This is a genomic window from Empedobacter sp. GD03865 (assembly GCF_029840775.1).
GTDB lineage: Bacteria > Bacteroidota > Bacteroidia > Flavobacteriales > Weeksellaceae > Empedobacter > Empedobacter falsenii_B.
Genome location: NZ_JAOCDF010000015.1, coordinates 24,366 through 44,204, shown reverse-complemented (window position 1 = coordinate 44,204; position 19,839 = coordinate 24,366). Strand labels below are relative to the sequence as shown.

General features: G+C 31.8%; 18 protein-coding genes. 7 read left to right on the top strand and 11 right to left on the bottom strand.

Going from position 1 to position 19,839, the window contains the following annotated elements; genetic code table 11:
• Positions 1-3: 3 nt before the first annotated feature.
• The 7 genes from N5D46_RS07490 to N5D46_RS07460 all read right to left on the bottom strand — a co-directional run bounded on the left by N5D46_RS07490 (position 4) and on the right by N5D46_RS07460 (position 8,222).
• Entirely contained in the window at positions 4-633 is a 630-nt protein-coding gene (locus tag N5D46_RS07490; RefSeq protein WP_280049627.1) for an outer membrane lipoprotein carrier protein LolA, read from the bottom strand.
• A 33-nt stretch (positions 634-666) separates the two neighbouring features.
• The gene (locus N5D46_RS07485; protein WP_280049626.1) at positions 667-3,231 is read right to left on the bottom strand and encodes a DNA translocase FtsK; all 2,565 of its coding nucleotides are present in this window, start codon (positions 3,229-3,231) and stop codon (positions 667-669) included.
• Between the two features lie 217 nt (positions 3,232-3,448).
• The gene (locus tag N5D46_RS07480) at positions 3,449-3,913 is read right to left on the bottom strand and encodes a hypothetical protein (protein WP_280049625.1); all 465 of its coding nucleotides are present in this window, start codon (positions 3,911-3,913) and stop codon (positions 3,449-3,451) included.
• A 66-nt stretch (positions 3,914-3,979) separates the two neighbouring features.
• On the bottom strand, positions 3,980-5,224 hold the full coding sequence (locus N5D46_RS07475; protein WP_280049624.1) for an amidohydrolase: 1,245 nt from the start codon (positions 5,222-5,224) through the stop codon (positions 3,980-3,982).
• A gap of 6 nt (positions 5,225-5,230) precedes the next feature.
• The gene (locus N5D46_RS07470) at positions 5,231-5,902 is read right to left on the bottom strand and encodes an ankyrin repeat domain-containing protein (RefSeq protein WP_280035464.1); all 672 of its coding nucleotides are present in this window, start codon (positions 5,900-5,902) and stop codon (positions 5,231-5,233) included.
• Positions 5,903-5,946: 44 nt separating this feature from the next.
• On the bottom strand, positions 5,947-7,275 hold the full coding sequence (locus N5D46_RS07465; RefSeq protein WP_280035462.1) for an amidohydrolase: 1,329 nt from the start codon (positions 7,273-7,275) through the stop codon (positions 5,947-5,949).
• An 89-nt stretch (positions 7,276-7,364) separates the two neighbouring features.
• Positions 7,365-8,222, bottom strand: a complete 858-nt coding sequence (locus tag N5D46_RS07460) for a helix-turn-helix transcriptional regulator (RefSeq protein ID WP_280049623.1) — start codon at positions 8,220-8,222, stop codon at positions 7,365-7,367.
• A 145-nt stretch (positions 8,223-8,367) separates the two neighbouring features.
• Between N5D46_RS07460 and dnaX the strand changes: the two genes are divergently transcribed.
• From dnaX to N5D46_RS07445, 3 genes are all read left to right on the top strand, one after another.
• Positions 8,368-9,456, top strand: coding sequence for a DNA polymerase III subunit gamma/tau (gene dnaX / locus N5D46_RS07455; protein WP_115001827.1), 1,089 nt, complete (start codon positions 8,368-8,370; stop codon positions 9,454-9,456).
• 209 nt (positions 9,457-9,665) lie between these two features.
• Positions 9,666-10,097 carry a hypothetical protein gene (locus N5D46_RS07450; RefSeq protein ID WP_280049622.1) on the top strand — a complete coding sequence of 144 codons (432 nt, stop codon included), beginning with the start codon at positions 9,666-9,668 and terminating at the stop codon, positions 10,095-10,097.
• 41 nt (positions 10,098-10,138) lie between these two features.
• The gene (locus N5D46_RS07445) at positions 10,139-11,089 is read left to right on the top strand and encodes an FKBP-type peptidyl-prolyl cis-trans isomerase (RefSeq protein WP_125349774.1); all 951 of its coding nucleotides are present in this window, start codon (positions 10,139-10,141) and stop codon (positions 11,087-11,089) included.
• 68 nt (positions 11,090-11,157) lie between these two features.
• On the opposite strand, the gene N5D46_RS07440 is transcribed toward N5D46_RS07445, so the two are convergent.
• From N5D46_RS07440 to N5D46_RS07425, 4 genes are all read right to left on the bottom strand, one after another.
• Positions 11,158-11,646, bottom strand: coding sequence for a TlpA disulfide reductase family protein (locus N5D46_RS07440; RefSeq protein WP_038332693.1), 489 nt, complete (start codon positions 11,644-11,646; stop codon positions 11,158-11,160).
• A gap of 119 nt (positions 11,647-11,765) precedes the next feature.
• The gene (locus N5D46_RS07435; RefSeq protein WP_280049620.1) at positions 11,766-13,934 is read right to left on the bottom strand and encodes a TonB-dependent receptor plug domain-containing protein; all 2,169 of its coding nucleotides are present in this window, start codon (positions 13,932-13,934) and stop codon (positions 11,766-11,768) included.
• A 134-nt stretch (positions 13,935-14,068) separates the two neighbouring features.
• Positions 14,069-14,611, bottom strand: a complete 543-nt coding sequence (locus N5D46_RS07430) for an RsmD family RNA methyltransferase (RefSeq protein WP_280049619.1) — start codon at positions 14,609-14,611, stop codon at positions 14,069-14,071.
• Complete coding sequence (locus N5D46_RS07425) at positions 14,587-15,378, bottom strand: DUF3822 family protein (RefSeq protein WP_180905191.1); 792 nt, start codon at positions 15,376-15,378, stop codon at positions 14,587-14,589. Before N5D46_RS07425 ends, N5D46_RS07430 begins: the two co-directional genes overlap by 25 nt.
• Positions 15,379-15,578: 200 nt before the next feature.
• Here N5D46_RS07425 and kdsB point away from each other — a divergent pair, with 200 nt between their 5' ends.
• The 4 genes from kdsB (at position 15,579) to N5D46_RS07405 (ending at position 19,836) form a co-directional block, all read left to right on the top strand.
• Positions 15,579-16,322 (top strand): 3-deoxy-manno-octulosonate cytidylyltransferase, encoded by a 744-nt coding sequence (gene kdsB / locus N5D46_RS07420; protein ID WP_280049618.1) that lies wholly within the window; start codon positions 15,579-15,581, stop codon positions 16,320-16,322.
• Positions 16,323-16,466: 144 nt separating this feature from the next.
• On the top strand, positions 16,467-17,018 hold the full coding sequence (locus N5D46_RS07415) for an HNH endonuclease (RefSeq protein ID WP_038332702.1): 552 nt from the start codon (positions 16,467-16,469) through the stop codon (positions 17,016-17,018).
• A 79-nt stretch (positions 17,019-17,097) separates the two neighbouring features.
• Positions 17,098-17,766 (top strand): outer membrane lipoprotein-sorting protein, encoded by a 669-nt coding sequence (locus N5D46_RS07410; protein WP_221627915.1) that lies wholly within the window; start codon positions 17,098-17,100, stop codon positions 17,764-17,766.
• A gap of 108 nt (positions 17,767-17,874) precedes the next feature.
• Positions 17,875-19,836: a site-specific recombinase Gcr gene (locus N5D46_RS07405; protein WP_280049617.1), complete on the top strand. Its 1,962-nt coding sequence runs from the start codon at positions 17,875-17,877 to the stop codon at positions 19,834-19,836.
• Positions 19,837-19,839 lie beyond the last annotated feature (3 nt).

Genomic DNA, 19,839 nt, shown 5'->3' with positions numbered 1-19,839 from the left:
TGATTATAATTGTGTAATAATATAGCCTTGCGACTTATATTTCTTTTGGTCAAAGTTAAAGTAACTTTTGTGAATAAGTAAATTTTGAACGTAATCTTTTACAACGATAGACATTGTATCTCCATTTTTACCATATTCTTTATAATCATGGATTTGATTATTCGCTGTATTGACTCCTAAAACCGAATATTTGATTGTTGAAGTTTTAGTTGGCGTTAATTTTATATACTGAATTGTTTTTCCTCCAACGGTTTTTTTATCTGTTAAAGCGTAGCTGAAATCAGTACGATATGTGTTTAAAACTTTAGTTGGTGTTAAGAAATCATCTGTGTTAGATGCATCAGAAATAGTTACTTCTTTGTCATCTTTTGCAATTGTATATAATTTAGTTCCTGTGAAAATTTGGTTGATATCGCCTACATTCAAGTTAAATTTTTGTTTCATTGCAAAAACTTCTCCCGAACGACTTGTTGATTTTCCATTTGCATTATGGCTAAAATCAAATTTGATGTAATACGAGTTTGCGTTGGTATATTTAGCGTAAACTTTGTCTAAGATTTGTTTTGCTGATTGAGCGTTTAATGTTCCAACCCCTACTAATAAGAGTATGAAAGAATAGATAATCTTTTTCATACAATTTAATTTTCTATCTGTTTTTAATAAATTTTAGTTCAAATTATTCAACAACTGTTCCAAACTCATGTCATCTTGTATCAATACCTGTCTTGCTTTACTTCCTTCGAAAGGACCAACAATTCCAGCAGCTTCCAATTGATCAATTAATCGTCCAGCACGGTTATATCCTAATTTTAATTTTCGTTGTAATAAAGACGCGGAACCTTGTTGATTCATTACAATTAATCGTGCAGCATCTTCAAAAAGTACATCACGATCAGATAAATCAATATCTAAATTAGATCCACCTTCTTCACCAACATATTCTGGTAAATGCATCGCGTCTGAATAACCACGTTGTTCACCAATAAATTCGGTAATTTTATCCACTTCTGGCGTATCCACAAATGCACATTGTAAACGTACTAATTCGTTTCCAGTTGTGTACAACATATCACCTTTACCAATTAATTGATCGGCTCCTTGCGAATCTAAAATCGTTCTCGAATCTATTTTTGACGTTACACGGAAAGCGACACGACCAGGGAAATTGGCTTTAATTGTTCCTGTAATCACATTTACAGACGGACGTTGAGTTGCAACAATCAAGTGAATACCAACGGCACGAGCTAATTGAGCCAAACGAGCAATCGGTAATTCAACTTCTTTACCAGCTGTCATAATCAAATCAGCAAATTCATCCACGATTAATACAATATATGGTAAGAATCTGTGACCTGCTTCTGGATTTAATTTACGTTGTTTGAATTTCGCGTTATATTCTTTGATGTTTCGAACGAAAGCATTTTTCAATAATTCGTAACGATCATCCATTTCAATACAAAGTGAATTTAATGTGTTAATTACTTTTGTATTATCTGTGATAATTGCTTCTTCCGAATCTGGTAATTTTGCTAAATAGTGACGCTCTATTTTAGAATATAAAGTAAGCTCAACTTTCTTCGGATCGACCATCACAAATTTTAATTCAGATGGATGTTTTTTATAGATTAACGAAGCGATAATTGCATTCAAACCGACCGATTTACCTTGTCCAGTTGCACCAGCCATCAACAAGTGAGGCATTTTTGCTAAATCGGCAACAAAGGTTTCGTTCGTAATTGTTTTCCCGAAAGCAATTGGTAATTCCATATCAGCATTTTGGAACTTTTGCGAAGCAATTACCGAATGCATGGAAACCATCGAAGGATTAGAATTTGGAACCTCAATACCAATTGTTCCTTTTCCAGGAATCGGCGCAATAATACGAATACCAAGCGCAGCCAAACTTAAGGCAATATCGTCCTCAAGATTTTTGATTTTAGAAATACGAACACCAGCTTTTGGTACAATTTCGTACAATGTAACTGTAGGACCGATTGTTGCTGAAATTTCATCGATTCCGATTCCATAGTTTCCTAAGGTTTCGACAATTCTATTTTTGTTCGTTTCTAATTCTTTTTGATCAATTAACGTATTTCCGTTGTCATATTTTTTTAACAATGAAATAGGAGGAAATTGATAATTTGGTAAATCTAAACGTTGATTGTACTCACCTTGTTCTTGTACCAATCGAGCAGAAGTCGCTTCAAATTCTTCTTCCTCATCAACGTGTTGAACTTTTAATTCTAATCCATTTTCAGAAGAATTTTGAGTTGGTTGAATTTCTGTTTCGAAATTTTCTTCATCATTAATTGATAAAAAATCTACTTGATTATTTTCTTCCTCATCATCTGCCAAATCTTCAACCACTAATTCTGTAATATTAAGTGGAGTTTCTTCGATTGTTTCTTCCTCTTTTGGTTGATTAATTTTAAATTCTTGATGAAATGCTTCGTTTGGATTTACCTTATGAGATTGAATTGCTTCTTTCTCTTGTTGTTCTATCAATTCTAATTCTTGCGATAAACTATCTTCTTGTTGTTTTTCAGCATCTTGATTGAATTTATTTATCTTTTCTTGTTCTTCTTTTTCCTTACGTTTTCTTAATTCAAGCTGTTCTCTCTTGATTTTTTCTTGCTCTTTTTCTATGCGCTCAATTTCCTTTTGTTTCGCACGTTCTTCCATTTTTTCTTGGATAGATTGATACGTCATTCGGAAATGAATCACACAATAAATCAATAAACTAACGAAAAGCAATAAAATTACACCCCATTTACCAATAAAGCTATTTAGGAAATCATTAATTTCAAATCCCATTACGCCAGAAAGCATGTGTTGAGTTGGTAAAATACAACCAAAAAATATTGGTAACCAAATCATGAAGAAAATGCTTTGATAAAGCGTTGTGAAAGGCTTAATTTTTTTCCAATTTGTAGCCACTTTAACTCCTAAGAGAATAAAGAAGACTGGGACAAAAAATGAAACAATTCCGATTCCTTGCAAAATGAATGTTTCACCTAATAATGCGCCAAACTTCCCGAAAATATTTTCAGCGGTTTGACTTTTATCTAATAAATCAGAGATTTGGCTCTGATCCATAAAACCATTAAAAAAATAAGAAATAAACGAAGCTAATAGTAATAAACCGATTACTAAAAACAGTATACCTACAATTGTTTTGACGATTTGTTTTTTAGGAGTTTTTGGTGCTTCCTGCGTGTTTTTTATAGCCATTTTAAGGTTGAGTATAATTGAGGCAAAAATAATAAATCTTTGACAGACGAATCTAACGAAAAGTATTTAAATTTACTAAAATCGCAATCAATTTTAACTCAATTTGCTATCTATTATTGATTATTATTAGAAATGATTTATAAAAAATAAAAAACTGAGTTAGATATTGTATCTAACTCAGTTTTGAATATTTGATTATTTAGTCCGTTTTTTTTGCTTAATCATTTTTGAAATGATCCATTTGACGCTTGGCTTCTGCACGAATTAGATTTAATTCTATTTCAGATTCTTTCTTAATTTTTTCAAGACTTTCTTCCATCGATTGTTTCAAGGCATCAATATCTTTTTTGAGTTCTAATGATTTTCTCTTGTTAAAACGCTCCAAATAATAACCTGCAGCAGCAATTACAACCGAAACAATAATTCCCATTACAACTAATAAATAGTTTAAAGTTCGATGAAATTCCTCCATTCCTTCTTTATGAAAATTGATAATATCAGCGACATTTTGTTTGCTTAATTCTAAATTATCTTCTTTCAAATCAAGTTCTCTTAGCTTGGAATCTATCTTATTTTCATACAATTCTATCTTAGCATCTATAACCTCACTTTTCGAAATAGTTTGTTGTCCGTAACTATTTATTGATAGTAGTAAAATAAAAACTATAAAAGTAGACTTCATCTTAATCGTGTTTAAAAATTAATCAATGTACTAATATAGTAAAATATAATGATGGTTTCTATTTGATTAATTCTTCCAAACTAAATTTCCTTTGTGCGCTAAAGCTAAAACAGGCGACATTCTCGCAACTGCTTCGGCAGAGCAACTTGCATCAATCAAAACGATATCAGCATTATCACCAGTTTTTGGCCATTGTTGATTTCCTTTATTGTCTAATGGCGTAATGTTTTTTGTTACAAAACCTAAATTTCTCGATAAATTATATTCAGTTTCTAACCCATATAATTCTGAGATCAAATTTGCTTTTTGCAACATGTTTCCAGTTCCAAACGTGCTCCAGTAATCTTGTACATTATCATTTCCGATTAAAACTTCAACACCATTTTTTACCAAACTAGGAATTGGCATGGCGACTTTATTGCGAAAAGGAACAGAAGAAACAATTCCAACTTTTGCTTCGGCTAATTTTTCTGCAATTTCTTGTTCTTCGCTTTTTGATAAATGTGCTAAAGCAAAAGCATGACTTACATATGTTTTTCCTTTTAATTGCGGATTTTTTATCGTTAATTCAGCTAAATATTCAATTGTACGCATTCCTTCTTTTCCTGTGTCGTGTAAATGAATATCGATTCCTTTATTATTATCCAAAGCCAATTGAACCGTAAAATCGATTGCTTTTTCGATGTTTTTATCAATGCTAAAAGGATCTAATCCCCCAACAAAAGCAACACTTTTTAATTGTGCAGCTTCTTTCATCAACGGAGCAGAATCTGTATAATATAAACCATGTTGAGGAAAAGCAACCAACTCGGCACTGAATGTTTCCTTCTTATTTTCTAAGGCTTTTTCTAGATTTTCTAAAGACTTTAGCCCAGAAGTTGTATCAATATTGAAATGAGTACGAGCGAAAGTAGTTCCGTAATGTTGCAATAAATTGATTAATTGCTCGCCACGCTCTACCGAAGTTTTTAACAATTCTGGGATAATTTCTTGCTCATATGCAATCATATCCGCAACAGTTCGGCGTTTTGGCGAAAGCGCCTGCCAAGGTAAACCGTACAAAGTTTTGTCTAAATGCACGTGCATATCCTTGAAAGCTGGTAACATTAACAATCCTTTTGCGTCAATTGCATCTGTTAATTGCGGATTATTTGCACTTACTTTTGCAATTTTATTATCTTTTATTTCGACAGAAAATAAATCGGTTTTTGTTCCGATAATACCAGATTCATCTTCAATAAAACCTGTTTCTAATCGTACATTTTTTAAGGTATAATTTCCTTTTGTGATTGCTGTATAATTTGTTTGCATGCTGATTTATGATTTAATAATGGCTACAATTTCTTTATAACCTCTTTGTTGCGCATGTTGCAAAGGCGTTACTCCATCAGAATCTGGAATATCCATTTTTGCACCTGCATCTTTTAATATCTGAACAATTTGTTGATATTTTTTGCTTCCGTCACCCAAAACAATGGCTTCCATTAGTCCTGTCCAACCCAAACGATTCACATGATCTACAGGATAATTTTTGGTATTGGCTAATAATCGTACCGTTTCTACATGTCCGCGCTCACAAGCAGGTATCAATGCAGAACCATTGTAGCGATTAAATATATCAAAACGAGCACCATGATCTAAAAATAATTGAACCAATTCTGTTTGTCCGCTTGCGCCTGCATACAAAAAAGCACTGTCTTGATTATCGGCTTGCTGATTCACATCAGCACCATTTTTTACCAATAATTTTGCGATTTCGATATTCGAATTATTAGTTGCAATTAATAATAATGAACGTTTACTATTATCAGTCGAATTAACATCTGCGCCATTTTCTAACGCTTTTGTAACTGCTTGAATATCGTTGTTTTTGACTGCTTTTATAATATCTTTTTCATTCATAATTTCTGTATTAGAATCTTCTGTTGGAGTTGAATGACATGCTGTAACCGTTGTCATCATAAACATTAAAATTAAAACTGATTTCATAATGATTTATAGTTTGAATGAGTTGAAATGACGAAGTTTTGAATTTAATAGACAATATTTCCTTTTACAATTAATGAACGAACTGGCGACATTCTCGAAACCGCTTCTGCAGAACAACTCGCATCAATCAAGATAATATTCGCCTCATCACCAATTTTTGGCCATTGTTGTACGCCTTTATCATTTAAAGGAATTGGTCCTGCTGTAGCTAATTTCAACATTCTTGATAATCCAAATTCAGAACTTTGTCCGTATAATTGTGCTGCAAGATTTGCTTTCTGTAAAACACTTCCTGTTCCAAATGTGTTCCAATAATCCACAATGCTATCGTTTCCTGTTAGTACGGTTACATTATGTTTTAATAAAGTTGGAATTGGCATAACTAAACTACCAAAAGGAATAGTAGATACAATTCCAATTTTCGCTGCGCCCAATTGTTCAGCAATGGCTTCTTGTTTTGATTTGTCTAAAGTTGCTAAAGCAAAAGAATGACTGACGAATGTTTTTCCTCTTAATTGAGGATTTTCGTTTACTTTTTTAATTAAATAATTAATTGTATCATGACCAGATTTCCCTGATTCGTGCAAGTGAATATCGATTCCTTTGTTATGATCTACCGCTAATTGAATTGTTGCATCCATTGTTTTTTCGATTGATCCGTCCACGTTTGTTGGATCTAAACCTCCAATAAAATCGATGTTCATTTTAGCAGCTTCTTTCATATACGGCATCGAATCAGTGTAGAATAAACCGTGCTGAGGAAAAGCAACCAATTCAGCTCCAAACGAATCTTTTTTGTTCGCCAAAGCAATTTCTAAATTCTTCAATGAATCTAATTTAGAAGTTGGTTCTATGTTCACATGACTACGCGCGAAACCAGTTCCGTACGATTGTAATAATTCAATCAATTTTTCGGCTTTGTATGTCGATTTTTTCAACATTTCTGGCAAAACTTTTTGCTCTAATTCAATCATACCTTTGATTCCTCCAGAACGACGAACTGCGCGCCATCTATCGGCGTACAAGGTTTTGTCTAAGTGAATGTGCATATCTTTGAAAGACGGTAACATCAACAAACCTTTCGCATCGATTGCTTTTGCATTCGGTTGATTTGGACTAATTTTTTTGATTTTTCCATTCGAAATTTCAATAGTAAAAAGATCTGTTTTTGTGCCAATGATTTCATCATGTTCATATTCAAAACCTGTTTCTAAACGAACGTTTTTCAAAGTGAAATTTCCTGATTTTGTCACATTCGTTTTATCTATTTCAAAATCTGGTGCTGCTTGTAAAAATCCTGGTAAGAAAGAAAATCCTGCTAATCCTAAAGCTGAATTTTTAAGAAAATCTTTACGAGATATGTTATTATTCATTGTGTTTAAATTTATTGTAGCTAAATTACAATGAATCAAAACAAATGGTTAGTATAATAACTTCTAAAACTTGTAAGATTTATATGTCATTAAGGGTTTCTAAATTCTGATGGAGTAAGATCGGTTTGCGCTTTAAAAAAGTTCGAAAAATAGGCGTGGTCAGTAAAACCTAACTCGAAAGCTATTTCTTTGATGGATAAATCTCCTGATTTTAAAAGTCGTTTTGCTTCGATAATAATTCGTTGTTGAATAAGTTGTGTAGCAGAAACTTTCAGATGTTTTTTGCATAAGATATTCAGGTAATTAGCCGAAATATGTAATTTCTCTGCATAAAAAACAACCGATTTTTCTTCCTTGTAAAATTCATCAATTAACATATTAAATTTCGCTAATCTTGGATTGGATTGATAAACTTTAAATTCTGTAAAAATTTGTTCTGCTTCTTTACTCACAATTGCCGCAATAACCGCTGCACGAGCATTAATCAAATGAACCAAAGAATTCTCAGACTTTAATTCTTCTTTTATGGCATTGAATTCATACATCAATTTAGAAAAAGCTTCGTCCGATAATTTTATAACTGGATGATTTTGATAATTGGTAAATGAAAAGCGAAAATATGGTGCAAATTGCTCGAAAAATGAGCGTTCTGTCATCAATTGATAACCAATTGTTCCATCGTTTATTTGCCATTTATGCATCTGTCCAGGAAACAAAATATGAATTTCTTTGTTATCGATTGGATAATCTTTCGAATCAATATTATGCGTTCCAGAAGCTTTGTCAAAAAGAATAATTACAAAAAAATCGTGCTTGTGTGGTTTATCTATATGTCGTTCGCCATGCAATTCATTAAACAGCAATTCATCGCGACCAGCTAGTTGTCCTTTTCGAAAACTTTTTATGCTGATAATAGGTATTGAATCTTGGTTTTCTGAATCTTGCATAAGATAAAAATTAGTTTAATAATCAAATGAATTGTTAGAAATTTTACTTTTTTGACTTGTGTAATTTATAAATAAAAATAGAATTAATTGATGAGCTTTGAAAGAATTTTTATTAGAAACTTAAAACTATTATATTTGCATTTGTATGGAAAATTTTGTTGTTTCAGCCAGAAAATATCGCCCGCTAAATTTTGAAGATGTAGTTGGACAAGCGTCTATTACAAATACTTTGGAGCAAGCGATAAAGTCAAATCAATTGCCGCAAGCTCTTTTATTTTGTGGACCAAGAGGTGTTGGAAAAACAACATGTGCTCGAATTTTAGCACGTAAAATCAACGAAGAAAATGGAGTAGAAGGCGATCAAGATTTTGCTTTCAATATTTTTGAGTTGGATGCGGCATCTAATAATTCGGTTGACGATATCAGAAATTTAATCGATCAAGTGCGTATTGTTCCTCAAATAGGGAAATATCGTGTCTACATCATTGATGAGGTTCATATGTTGTCAACAGCTGCTTTTAATGCGTTTCTGAAAACGTTAGAAGAGCCACCAGCGCATGCTATTTTTATTTTGGCAACTACAGAAAAACATAAAATTATTCCTACGATTCTTTCTCGTTGTCAGATTTATGATTTCAAACGAATTGGAGTTGAAGATATCAAAGGACATTTGAAAAATGTTGCTGAAAAAGAACAGGTAACTTTTGAAGATGATGCATTACATTTGATTGCTCAAAAAGCAGATGGTGCGTTACGCGATTCATTGTCAATCTTTGATAGAATGTCAACTTTTACCAATAAAAATTTGACCTATTCTTCAGTAGCAGAAAACTTGAATGTATTAGATTACGATTACTATTTCAAGATGACAGATGCGTGTTTGGAAAATGATATTCCGCAAGCGATGTTGCAACTAAATGATATTTTGAACAAAGGTTTTGATGCTCATTTATTTATTTGTGGTTTGGGCGCTCATTTCCGAGATTTATTGATGGCGAAAACAGCTAATACAGTAAGTTTGTTGGAAGTTGGTGAGCGTATAAAAGCAAAATATTTGGAACATGCACAAAAATGTTCTGCAACGTTTTTATTTGGAGCAATCGAAATTTGTAATGAAGCAGATTTAAACTACAAATCGAGTAAGAATCCACGTTTAACCGTTGAAATTGCATTGATGCAATTGGCTTCTTTAACGGCAGAAGAAAACGGGCTTAAAAAAAAAAGTATAGGATAGTTCCGCCAACGTTTTATTTTTCTGAACAACAAACTTCTAAAATTGAAGTTCCTCAAGTTCAGCAAAATAATTCTATTCCACAAAATGGACAAACTTCACAGCAGGTAAATACGCAACATGCTAAAACTTCGATTTCGGAAGAAGTCAAAGAATATACACGTGCTTCAAAACCGATCAGAACAAATGGTAATTCGTCGTTTAGTCTTAAGATGGCTTTGCCTGGAGCAAAAGTTGAAGAACATCAGGAAGAGATTTTACGAAATGATTTGCCTCGAGAAAAGTTTACATTGGGTCAAGTAAAAGAAGGTTGGAAAAGATTTTTGGATCGATTAAAAATCGAACATAATATTCCGTCCTATAATGCTTTGATGACAACAGAGCTTGGTTTGGAAGGTGATGAAATTATTTTCGAGTTTACTTCCCATTCATCAGAACAAGAGTTTGAGGAATACCGTGATCGAATCAGAAATAGTTTGAGAGCATTCCTTAAGAATCACTATTTTAGTATTCAAATTAAGTTTTCTGAGAAGGAAGCAACGAATCATATCTTATCAAACAAAGAGAAATTTGAGAAATTATCAGATAAAAACCCGATTTTGTTAAAATTAAAAGAAGAATTTGGTTTAGATTTGTATGATTAATGAAAGTTTCTTATTAAACTTGCAATAAATTTTTATAAATAATGAAAAAAGTTCTTTTAGGGATTTTTGTTGTTGCGTCGTTAGTGTCTTGTAACAAAGGAAAATCTGTAGACAAATTAGAAAGCGAAGATCAAAAAGCTTCTTATGCTTTCGGAACTGGTCTTGGTGAGCAAATCAAAGGTCTTGGAGGACGTTTAGTTGAAACTGATAGTATCAACTACGATCAATTAGAAAAAGGGATCCGCGATTACTTAAAAGCAGGTAAAGAAGGTAGAGAATCTTACGCGATTGGTCAACAAGTTGGTCAGCAAATTGAGACGGTTATTAACCAACAACAATTAGATCAAATGGACAAGGATATTATTGTTCAAGGGATTATGGATGTTGTACGTCACAAAAAATTGTTGATTACACAAGAAGCGGGAATGGGAATTTTAGATACGTATGCAAAAAATCACCAACAAAACTTGGTTAAGAAAAATGCAGACGAGTCTAAAAAATTAGTAGACGAGAAGAAAAAAACTTCTGGTGCTAAAACAACTGCTTCTGGATTAGTTTATGTTGTAGAAAAAGAAGGAACAGGTGCTAAACCAAACATTAATAGTATTGTTAAAGTAAAATATACTGGTAAAATTTTAGCTACTGGTAAAACTTTTGACAGTACAGATAAAAACCCTGAAGCTAAAGGAGGTGTAGAATTTCCTTTGAACCAAGTTATTCCAGGATGGTCAGAAGGTTTACAATTAATGTCTAAAGGATCTAAATACAAATTCTATATTCCTGCTAACTTAGGTTACGGTGAAATGGGAGCTCCTGGAGGACAAATTGGACCAAACCAAGCATTAGAGTTCGAAGTAGAGTTAGTAGACTTTAAAGAAGGTCAACCAGCTCCACAAGGACAACCAGGTGCACAAGGAGGACAAGGTTTATCTGAAGAGCAAATCAAAGAGTTACAAAAACAATTCGAAGCTCAAGCACAACAAGGTAAATAATCATCGATTAGATATAACAAAAAATTCCACTCAATTGAGTGGAATTTTTTTATGGATTAATTTTTAAATTATTTCAAATATTTAAAAATTTGATTTGCTTCTACAGAACCTTTTTTGATGGTAACAAGATTTTGATCCTTGTCAAATAAATAAAATGTAGGAATAGAAGTTGGTTGAAATATTGGACCAAATTCGTAATTAGAATCATATAATAATTCTACATTTTTATTATTTACAAAATTAGGTGCGTGTTCTTTTAGGAAAGGGATAGCATCTTTCGCTTCGTATTCAGAAACTAAAATAATTTGAGTATTTTTTAAATGTTCTTCGTAATTATTGCTGAAATGATTCAAGGCTAATTGACAGTGAATACATGTTGGCGAATATAAAACGATCAACGTTTGTTTTCCTTTTTTGATGTCTTTTGAACTGAAAATTCCTTCGGATTGCATTTTAACGAAAGAAAATTCTGGAATAGATTTTATCGTATTTTCTGTTTGCGCAAATGTAAAAATTGAACAAAAGAATATAAATAAAGCAGTAATTTTTGTTTTCATGTTTTTAAGAAAAATTTTGACGGAAGTTAGTCAATTCTATCCAAAATAAAAACGACAGTTTATAAAACTGTCGTTTTCCTATTAAATAAATGCTAAAAATATGTTTAACTCTGAGAAAATTAGAATTTGAAATTTACTTGTGCAGCCATATTAAATGGATCGATTTGGTTGATGTAACCTCCACGGAAGTAAGAATTGTATCCTAACTGATCTGTAATGTTATTAAAGAATAAACGGAAGTCAAATCTTTTCATAGAATATCCAACTTGCGCATTTAATGTATAATAATCTGGCAATAAGAAAGGTTTGCTTCCTCCGTAGAAATTACCATGAGCATCACGATCTAAACTTTGTTCGTTAGATGGTCTTGAACCTACGTAGTAAACACCAGCAGAAACAGTGAAACCATTCAAGAAATTATTTTCAATAAATTTATATTGAACCCAAGCATTTGCTGTATTGTAAGGCGCATTAGATGGTCTTGAATCTTCTACATATTGAGGAGAATCGTGGTAACCAGCATCTAAGTATGCATATCCTAACATAACTTGTAAGTTTGGTAATGGACGACCAGCAACTTCAAACTCAATACCTTTACGTCTCAAATTACCAGCTTTTTCGTATAAACCAGTTGCTGTTTGATTTTCGTATGTTTCGAATGTTAAGTTATCGTTGTTCATGTTGAAGTAAACTACGTTTGCACGTAAACGGTCGTTGAACCATTGTGTTTTAACACCAACTTCTACTTGATCTGTAACAGAAGGTCCAGCTTTGCTTCCATCAGTCATAATGTTTAAAGCAGAGCGTAAACTTGTGTTTGTTGCATAAGTAATGTAAGCATTTACATTTCTCCAAGGAGAAACAACTAAACCAACAACAGGATCTACAACACCATCGTGGTTATCGATTAAATAGCTATAACGTAAACCTCCAACAAATGTGATTAAATCTTTATAAGAGAAATGATGTTGTGTCATAAATCCGTAAGAATAACCTCTTGATAGATTTGTTTTGTCTTTGTTCCAAGCTAATTTAGCTTCTTGCTCAGGAGTTAAGTTGATCGAATGGTTAATATCTTTGAAAACATCAATTTGATCAATAGTTCCGATACCATCTGCAGTTCTTGTTTCTAAACGGTTGATTGTATAATCATATCCAGCTTGCCAATTCCATTTGAAATCACCAAATCTCATATCTTTACCAATCAAGTCAATTTGTAAAGTCGAGTTTCTATCATCTCTAAAAGAACGACCTAATCCACGATTACGAATGTTATATTCTGTACTTCCTTTTGGTAAAGCTAACGTTGCTCCTAATTGGTCACTGTTGTAGAAGTTACTAAAGTAAGCAACTCTAGCACTAATATTATTTGTTAACTGTCTTGTAATACGAGCAGCGTAAGAATAGTTTTTGATTTCGGTATTATCGATATCATATCCCATAAATTTATCACCGATATCGTATAAAGCTTCAGTAAAATTATCTCCTAAATTGATAGTTCCACGATCTGGCGTTTTATCTCCTTTGTAATAATCAAACTCAGCAACAAATTCAGTTTTATCATCAATTTTCCAAGCCATAGATGGATTTACATAGAAAGAATTACTGTTAATAACATCTCTATAACTATCTCCATTGTTATATGAACCTGTTAAACGGAAAGCTAAATTTTTATCTTCTGTAACTGTTCGTTGAATATCATATGTAGAACGGAAAGTATTCCAGCTTCCATATTGTGCAGAAATATGTCCTTGGTTAATATAACGTGGCGTTTTTGTTGTAACGTTAATTACACCACCAGCAGAACCTAATCCATTTCCAATTCCTTGTGTAACCGCAGCAGAACCACGAATAACTTGAATAGATTCTACACCAGCCATATCAATAACAGCAGATCCTGTACGGAAATCAGAGTCCATACGAACACCATTTTTTAAGACAGGAACTCCTCTATATCCACGAATAGACATCGATTCGCGAATACCCCCATAATTTCCAAATAACGTAACACCTGGTACATTACGAGTTGCATCCGTGATTGTTTGTGCACCTTGTTCTTCAATTAACTTTTCAGAAATAATTGAAATAGATTGAACTTGATCTTGAGGATTTGCAGGAAAACGTGTAATTGTTTCTAAACCTCTTTGATTCTTGTTACGATCTCCAAAAATTTCAACTTCTTGTAGATTGCTAATTGAATCTTTTTTCTCTTTCGTTGTTTCTTGAGCAAATGCCGTAGAAAAACTAAGCAGAGTAATTGACGCAAGTAGAAGATTATTTCGTTTCATATGTTATATATATTTATTCTAAATAAAATTAATAGTGCAAATTTAATTAGACTTAGTATAAATAAAAAAAAGAAATCGACTGATAGATATCATCTATCAGTCGATTTTGTTAAATATTTTAAGAAAATGGATGTTTACTCGAAAAAAGAGAAGTGTACGTTTCCGTATTTTTTGTGCTGTACAAAGTTTGGATGCTCTTCAAAAGAAATGCTTGAAGGATGTTCTAAAACAAAATTTCCACCTTCTTCTAACCATTGATTATCGATAACCAAATTTGGGATTTTTTTGTAAGTTTCTACATCCAAATCGTAAGGAGGATCAGCAAAAATAATATCAAACTTTTTGATTGGTTGCTTGTCCAAATATTTAATGACATCACTTTTTACAGTAGAAATAATATCATCTAATTTTAATTGTTTCGCTGTTTCGTCCAAAAATTTTACACAACCGTAGAAATTATCAACCGAAGTTACTTTTTTTGCTCCACGTGAAGCAAATTCTAATGAAATACTTCCAATTCCAGAGAATAAATCTAAAACGGTAATTTCGTCGAAATACCATTCGTTGTTTAAGATATTAAATAAAGCTTCTTTCGCGAAGTCTGTTGTTGGGCGCACCGGCAAGTTGGTTGGTGCTGTGATTCTTTTTCCTTTTAATGTTCCTGAAATGATTCGCATTCGAATAATTTATATAATGTAAAATATTGCCCAAGTTGTTTGTCTGCTTCGTTAAACGAAATATGACGCACATATTTTTGTAAAGTTTCGTAAAAATCTGGCGAATTTAAGATATCGCCAAAAGCATACAATGAAACGGTATTTGGACTAATATTTAATTGATTTAATGTATACAAAATGTAAAACAAAAAGTCTTCTTTCGTTTTTGTTTCAAATAGATTATAAAAAATAAATTCTCCATTGCTCAACACGCAAACTTCTAATTTTTGATGCATTAAATTGATATAAATTTCATCGTTTTTAGAATTAATCATTCCATAATCTACCAAGAATTTGCCCGAATGATACAAACGCGCATTTTGCAAATTCGGTAATGAAAGCAAAATATCTTTTAGTGGATAATGAATATTGTAGATAATTGATGCATCTACATTTTCCAAAGGACAATCGATCGCTAATTTTACAGGACTATAGTTAGAAAGTGATAACAATTCCTCAAAAGGTTTGTGCGCAAAGTGATTTGGAACAACATTTACAGTTGTCGACAAAAAACAAATATGCACATAATCATATTCTTGTAGCAAAGTCAAATTAGAACGCAATTCATGTTCAATCTCAATTTCCGTTTTGTTAAGATTTGTAAAATCTACCGAATAGTCATACACATCCGAGTACGAAGTCGTTTCTCCGTCGGTTGTTTTGGTAATATAACTAAGCATATCGTGAGATAGTAAAATCGCTAACGAATGTTGAGTTGTTTTTGACATAAATTTTTCTTTATCCTTGAATTTTTAACTCGTTGATTAAGATATATATTAATCCTAATGAAATCAAAAATAACAAAATTTTGAAAGCAATCTTCATACAGAAAATTTATTTTAGCAAAGATACTATAATTATTTTGTTGATTAAAGAAGCATTTCAGCCGAATCTATTTTAAATTTACAGAAATTTGAAATTAAAAATTGTGAAAAAAATAGCCGTAATTCCAGCTCGTTATGCAGCAACACGTTTTCCAGGTAAATTGATGCAACAATTGGGCGATAAAACTGTGATAAGAATGACGTACGAAAATGTTGTCGCTACTAATTTGTTTGACGATGTTTTTGTGGTGACAGATTCTGATTTAATTTTTGATGAAATTGTTTCGCACAACGGAAAAGCAATCATGAGTATCAAAGATCACGAAACAGGAAGTGATAGAATTGCAGAAGCTATACAAGATATAGAATGTGATATTATCTTGAATGTGCAAGGTGATGAACCATTTGTGAACGAAAAAGCGTTGGCAGATATTTTATCCTCTTTTGATGGAGAAATGGGAAAAACTGTAGATGTGGCGACTTTAAAAGAATCCATTATAAAAGAAGAAGATATCAACAATCCTAATTTTGTGAAAGTGGTCACTGATATCAACGATTTTGCGCTTTATTTTTCGCGTTCAGCAATTCCATTTGCTCGTGAAACCAATTTTACACCAAATTATTTTCGTCATTTAGGGATTTATGCATTTAGAAAAGAAGCTTTGTTGAAGTTTTCAACACTTGAAATGCGTCAAAATGAGCGTGCAGAAAAATTAGAACAATTACGTTATTTGGAATACGGAATGAAGATTAAAGTGATTGAAACCGAATCGATAGGAGTAGGAATTGATACACCAGAAGATTTAGAGCGTGCAAAAAAGTACTTATCCACTATTGTTAAAAAATAATCTTTAAACTTTTTATGATTTATATTTGCCCTAAAATCAGCTATACTTGACGTGGAAATGAAATAATTAAGTTAATTAATACTTAAAAAAATATTTCGGTATGAATGTTGTTGTAAAATGGAGTAAATAAGTAAAATAGTGATTATGAGTGATTCATGGAAAGAATACGAAGCAGAAGGATTAATTGAAAAAAGATCCTTTTTAGTTTCAAAAGATGGTCTTGTAAAAAAATTATACACAGGACAAGATAAATACAAAATCTTAGAAGGAGCGATTAACAATGGTTATCGTGCGATTTGGGTAACAAAAGCAGACGGAAAACGTACAGCTAAATATGTACATAAAATGGTTGCCGAAACTTTTTTACCAAATAAAGACAATAAAGAATATGTAGTGCATTTGGATCATAACAAATTAAACAACGCAATGGATAATTTGAAATGGGCAACATTGGACGAATGGAAAGAGCACAACAAGGATTTATTTAGAATGATGAAAGGACGTTCTCGTTTAGACAGTATTCCAAATAGTAAGTTGACAGAAGCACAAGTTATTCGTCTGAAAAAGAAATTAATTGATCCAAATAGAAAAACAAAAATTTCTACACTAGCAAAACAATTTAATATTTCTCAAGGTCAGGTTTACCGTATTTTAAGAGGTGAAAATTGGGCTCATATAGAAGTTAAAAAAGACTAAAAGACAATATTTCTTTACAGAACTTTAAATTAGTTTTTATATCTTGTTCGACAGATTGTTAAAAATTAAAAAAGTTCTTATGTCGAAATTGACGTTTAGCGCGCTTATGATTTCATTATTTTCTGTGACTACATTTGCACAAAATGCAGAGAAAATAATCGAAACTCATATTCAAAAAACAGGAGGTGAAGCAGCTTGGAATAATTTGAACAGTATTATCCTAAAAGGAGAAGCCATTATAAATGTTGGAGATTCTTATCCAATGATTGTTTATCATCAACGCCCTTACAACAAAAAAGTAGTGTTTGTGATGAATGGAAAAGAAATCTTGAACGAAGGATATGATGGTAGAATGGGATGGACATACAGTGAAGTTGCTAAGAAAAATGTAGCTGTAAAAGATTATAAACCAGACTCTTTTGATTCGGATATTTTGAAATATAAACAAAAAGGATTTAAAGTAAAATACTTAGGTGTAGATAAATACGATCAAAATAATAGCTGTTACAAAATAGAATTAACAAAAAATACAAATTCTACAATATATTGTTTTGATAAAAATTCGTACGAAATTGTAATGGAAAAAAATAAAGACGAAACACTTTATTACTCTAATTTCAAGACGTATAACGGATTATCTTTTGCCACAAAAGTGGTAGGAAAACCAGTTGATGGAGGAGAATATGTGATAAAATTTAATGACATAAAAATCAACCCAGCAATAGATAAGAAAAATTTTAAATTCTAAATATATAAAAAGTGGTTCATCAAGAATCACTTTTTTATTTCTGTTGATTTATACTGCTTAGGTAGTATAAGTTTTTTACTTTTGTACTCTGAATGAAGAAATTAAAATATGGCTTTAGACTCTATATTTGATCAAAATAAAAAATACGAGAAGAGCTTTTTTCTAAGATTATTAGAGAAAGCAAGAAAAGATTATCCAGATTCAATTTCTTTTATAGATGATCTAATTTCTAAACTTCAAAATAACCCTACATATCGATTAATTTTTCGCGAAGAACTTCAAAATACATTCGGGAAAATCAATTTTGTTAGCTATTTAGTAGATAGTGGAATTCATCTGGAAGATAATTTATTATCCATTTTTCGAAAGAAAATAATGGATTCTCTTTTACCAGATATCGAAGATAATAATGAATTAACTTCTGTGGTAAATGAGATTTTTTATAATTCGAAAAACTTATCAGCAATCCGAATTATTCCAAGAGATCGTTGGCGAAAATTTTTCGAAGTATTGTATCAAGATATCGAACCAGATAATTTTAAAGGAAACGTTAACAATATTCAGAATCAGCTTTTACAAGCAATTTCTATTTTGACGGTTCGTATTACTGGTGGGTTTTCGGACAAAGAAATGATGCGTTACAGTAACGAGGTTAATTATCTTGATAATCCATTCTCTAAACTTTCGATGCAGATTAGCAACATTATCGAAAATCCGCAAGCTGGATTTGATATGTTAGAGATTAAAGAAAGTATTTCTAAGTGTAAACATTTGTTAAATGATATTTTAACGCAAAAAGATTACAAAGGAATTTCATTGAAAGTTGCATCAAAAATCAATCGTTTGCAACAACAATTGGTTCGTTTACAAACAATTTTAAACAGTTATAATGAACTAAGATTACACGGAATAATTTCTTTCTATAGTCTTGCAACAAAGAAATGGGTTGAATTTTATGCACCAAAGAATTTTATGAGTAATCAGTTAGGTTCTACGGTTTATTTAATCACTTTCTTAGTGACTTATCATAATGGTAAGACGGGTGAAAAATATATCACGCAAACAGCCAAAGAGTACAACAAAATGTTTTGGACAGCTTGTGGAGGTGGTTTTATTGTTTCTTTTTTGTGTTTTATTAAAACCGGAATTGGAAATATACATGATACATCGCCACTGTTTAAAGCGTTTTTCTTTAGTATTAATTACGCTGTTGGTTTTTGTACGATTTATTTGACACATATGACGCTTGCTACAAAACAGCCTTCTATGACAGCAGCTCGTTTAGCTCGTTCGCTTGTGCCGACTTCTGGTTCTGAACTGAATGTGAAAGATTTTACAACTTTATTTGCACAATTAGTAAGAAGCCAAATGATTGCTTTTTTAGGAAATGTTGTTGCAGGTTTTGTGGTTTCATTAGGAATATTTTATTTACTCAACGAAATCTTAGGATTAGAAGTTTTAAAATATTCTAAAGCGTATCATTATTGGGAAGAAGTAGTGATAATGGATTGGCATATTTTTTACTTTGGAGCAATTGCTGGAGTCTTCTTATTCCTTTCAGGATTAATTTCGGGAATAACAATTAATAATCAACGTTTTCATAATATTCCAGAACGTATTTATAATCATCCCATTTTGAAGAAATCATTTTCAGAACGTAGACGAAGAAGAATTTCGAATTGGTTTGAGAAAAATATGGGTGGAGTTGTAGGTAATGTTGCATTCGGTTTTATGATGGGATGTGCTTTTTTGATTGGTGATTTTACTGGTCAACCTTTCGATATTCGACACATTACTTTCGTTTCAGGAAACTTCGCGATTGGTATTGGAGGAATGGGTTATCATTTTGATATTGGACCAATGATTATTGGTTTTATTGCAATTTTTATGGTAGGTTGGAGCAACTTCTTAGTTAGTTTTATCTTATCATTATTAATGGCAATGCGATCTAATAATATTCCTTTTTATAAGATTTTTACAATGATTTCACATACATTAAAAGCATTTTTCCGAAATCCATTACCATTTTTTATTCCGCCTTTATGGACAAAAAACAAAGAAGAAGCTTAGTTA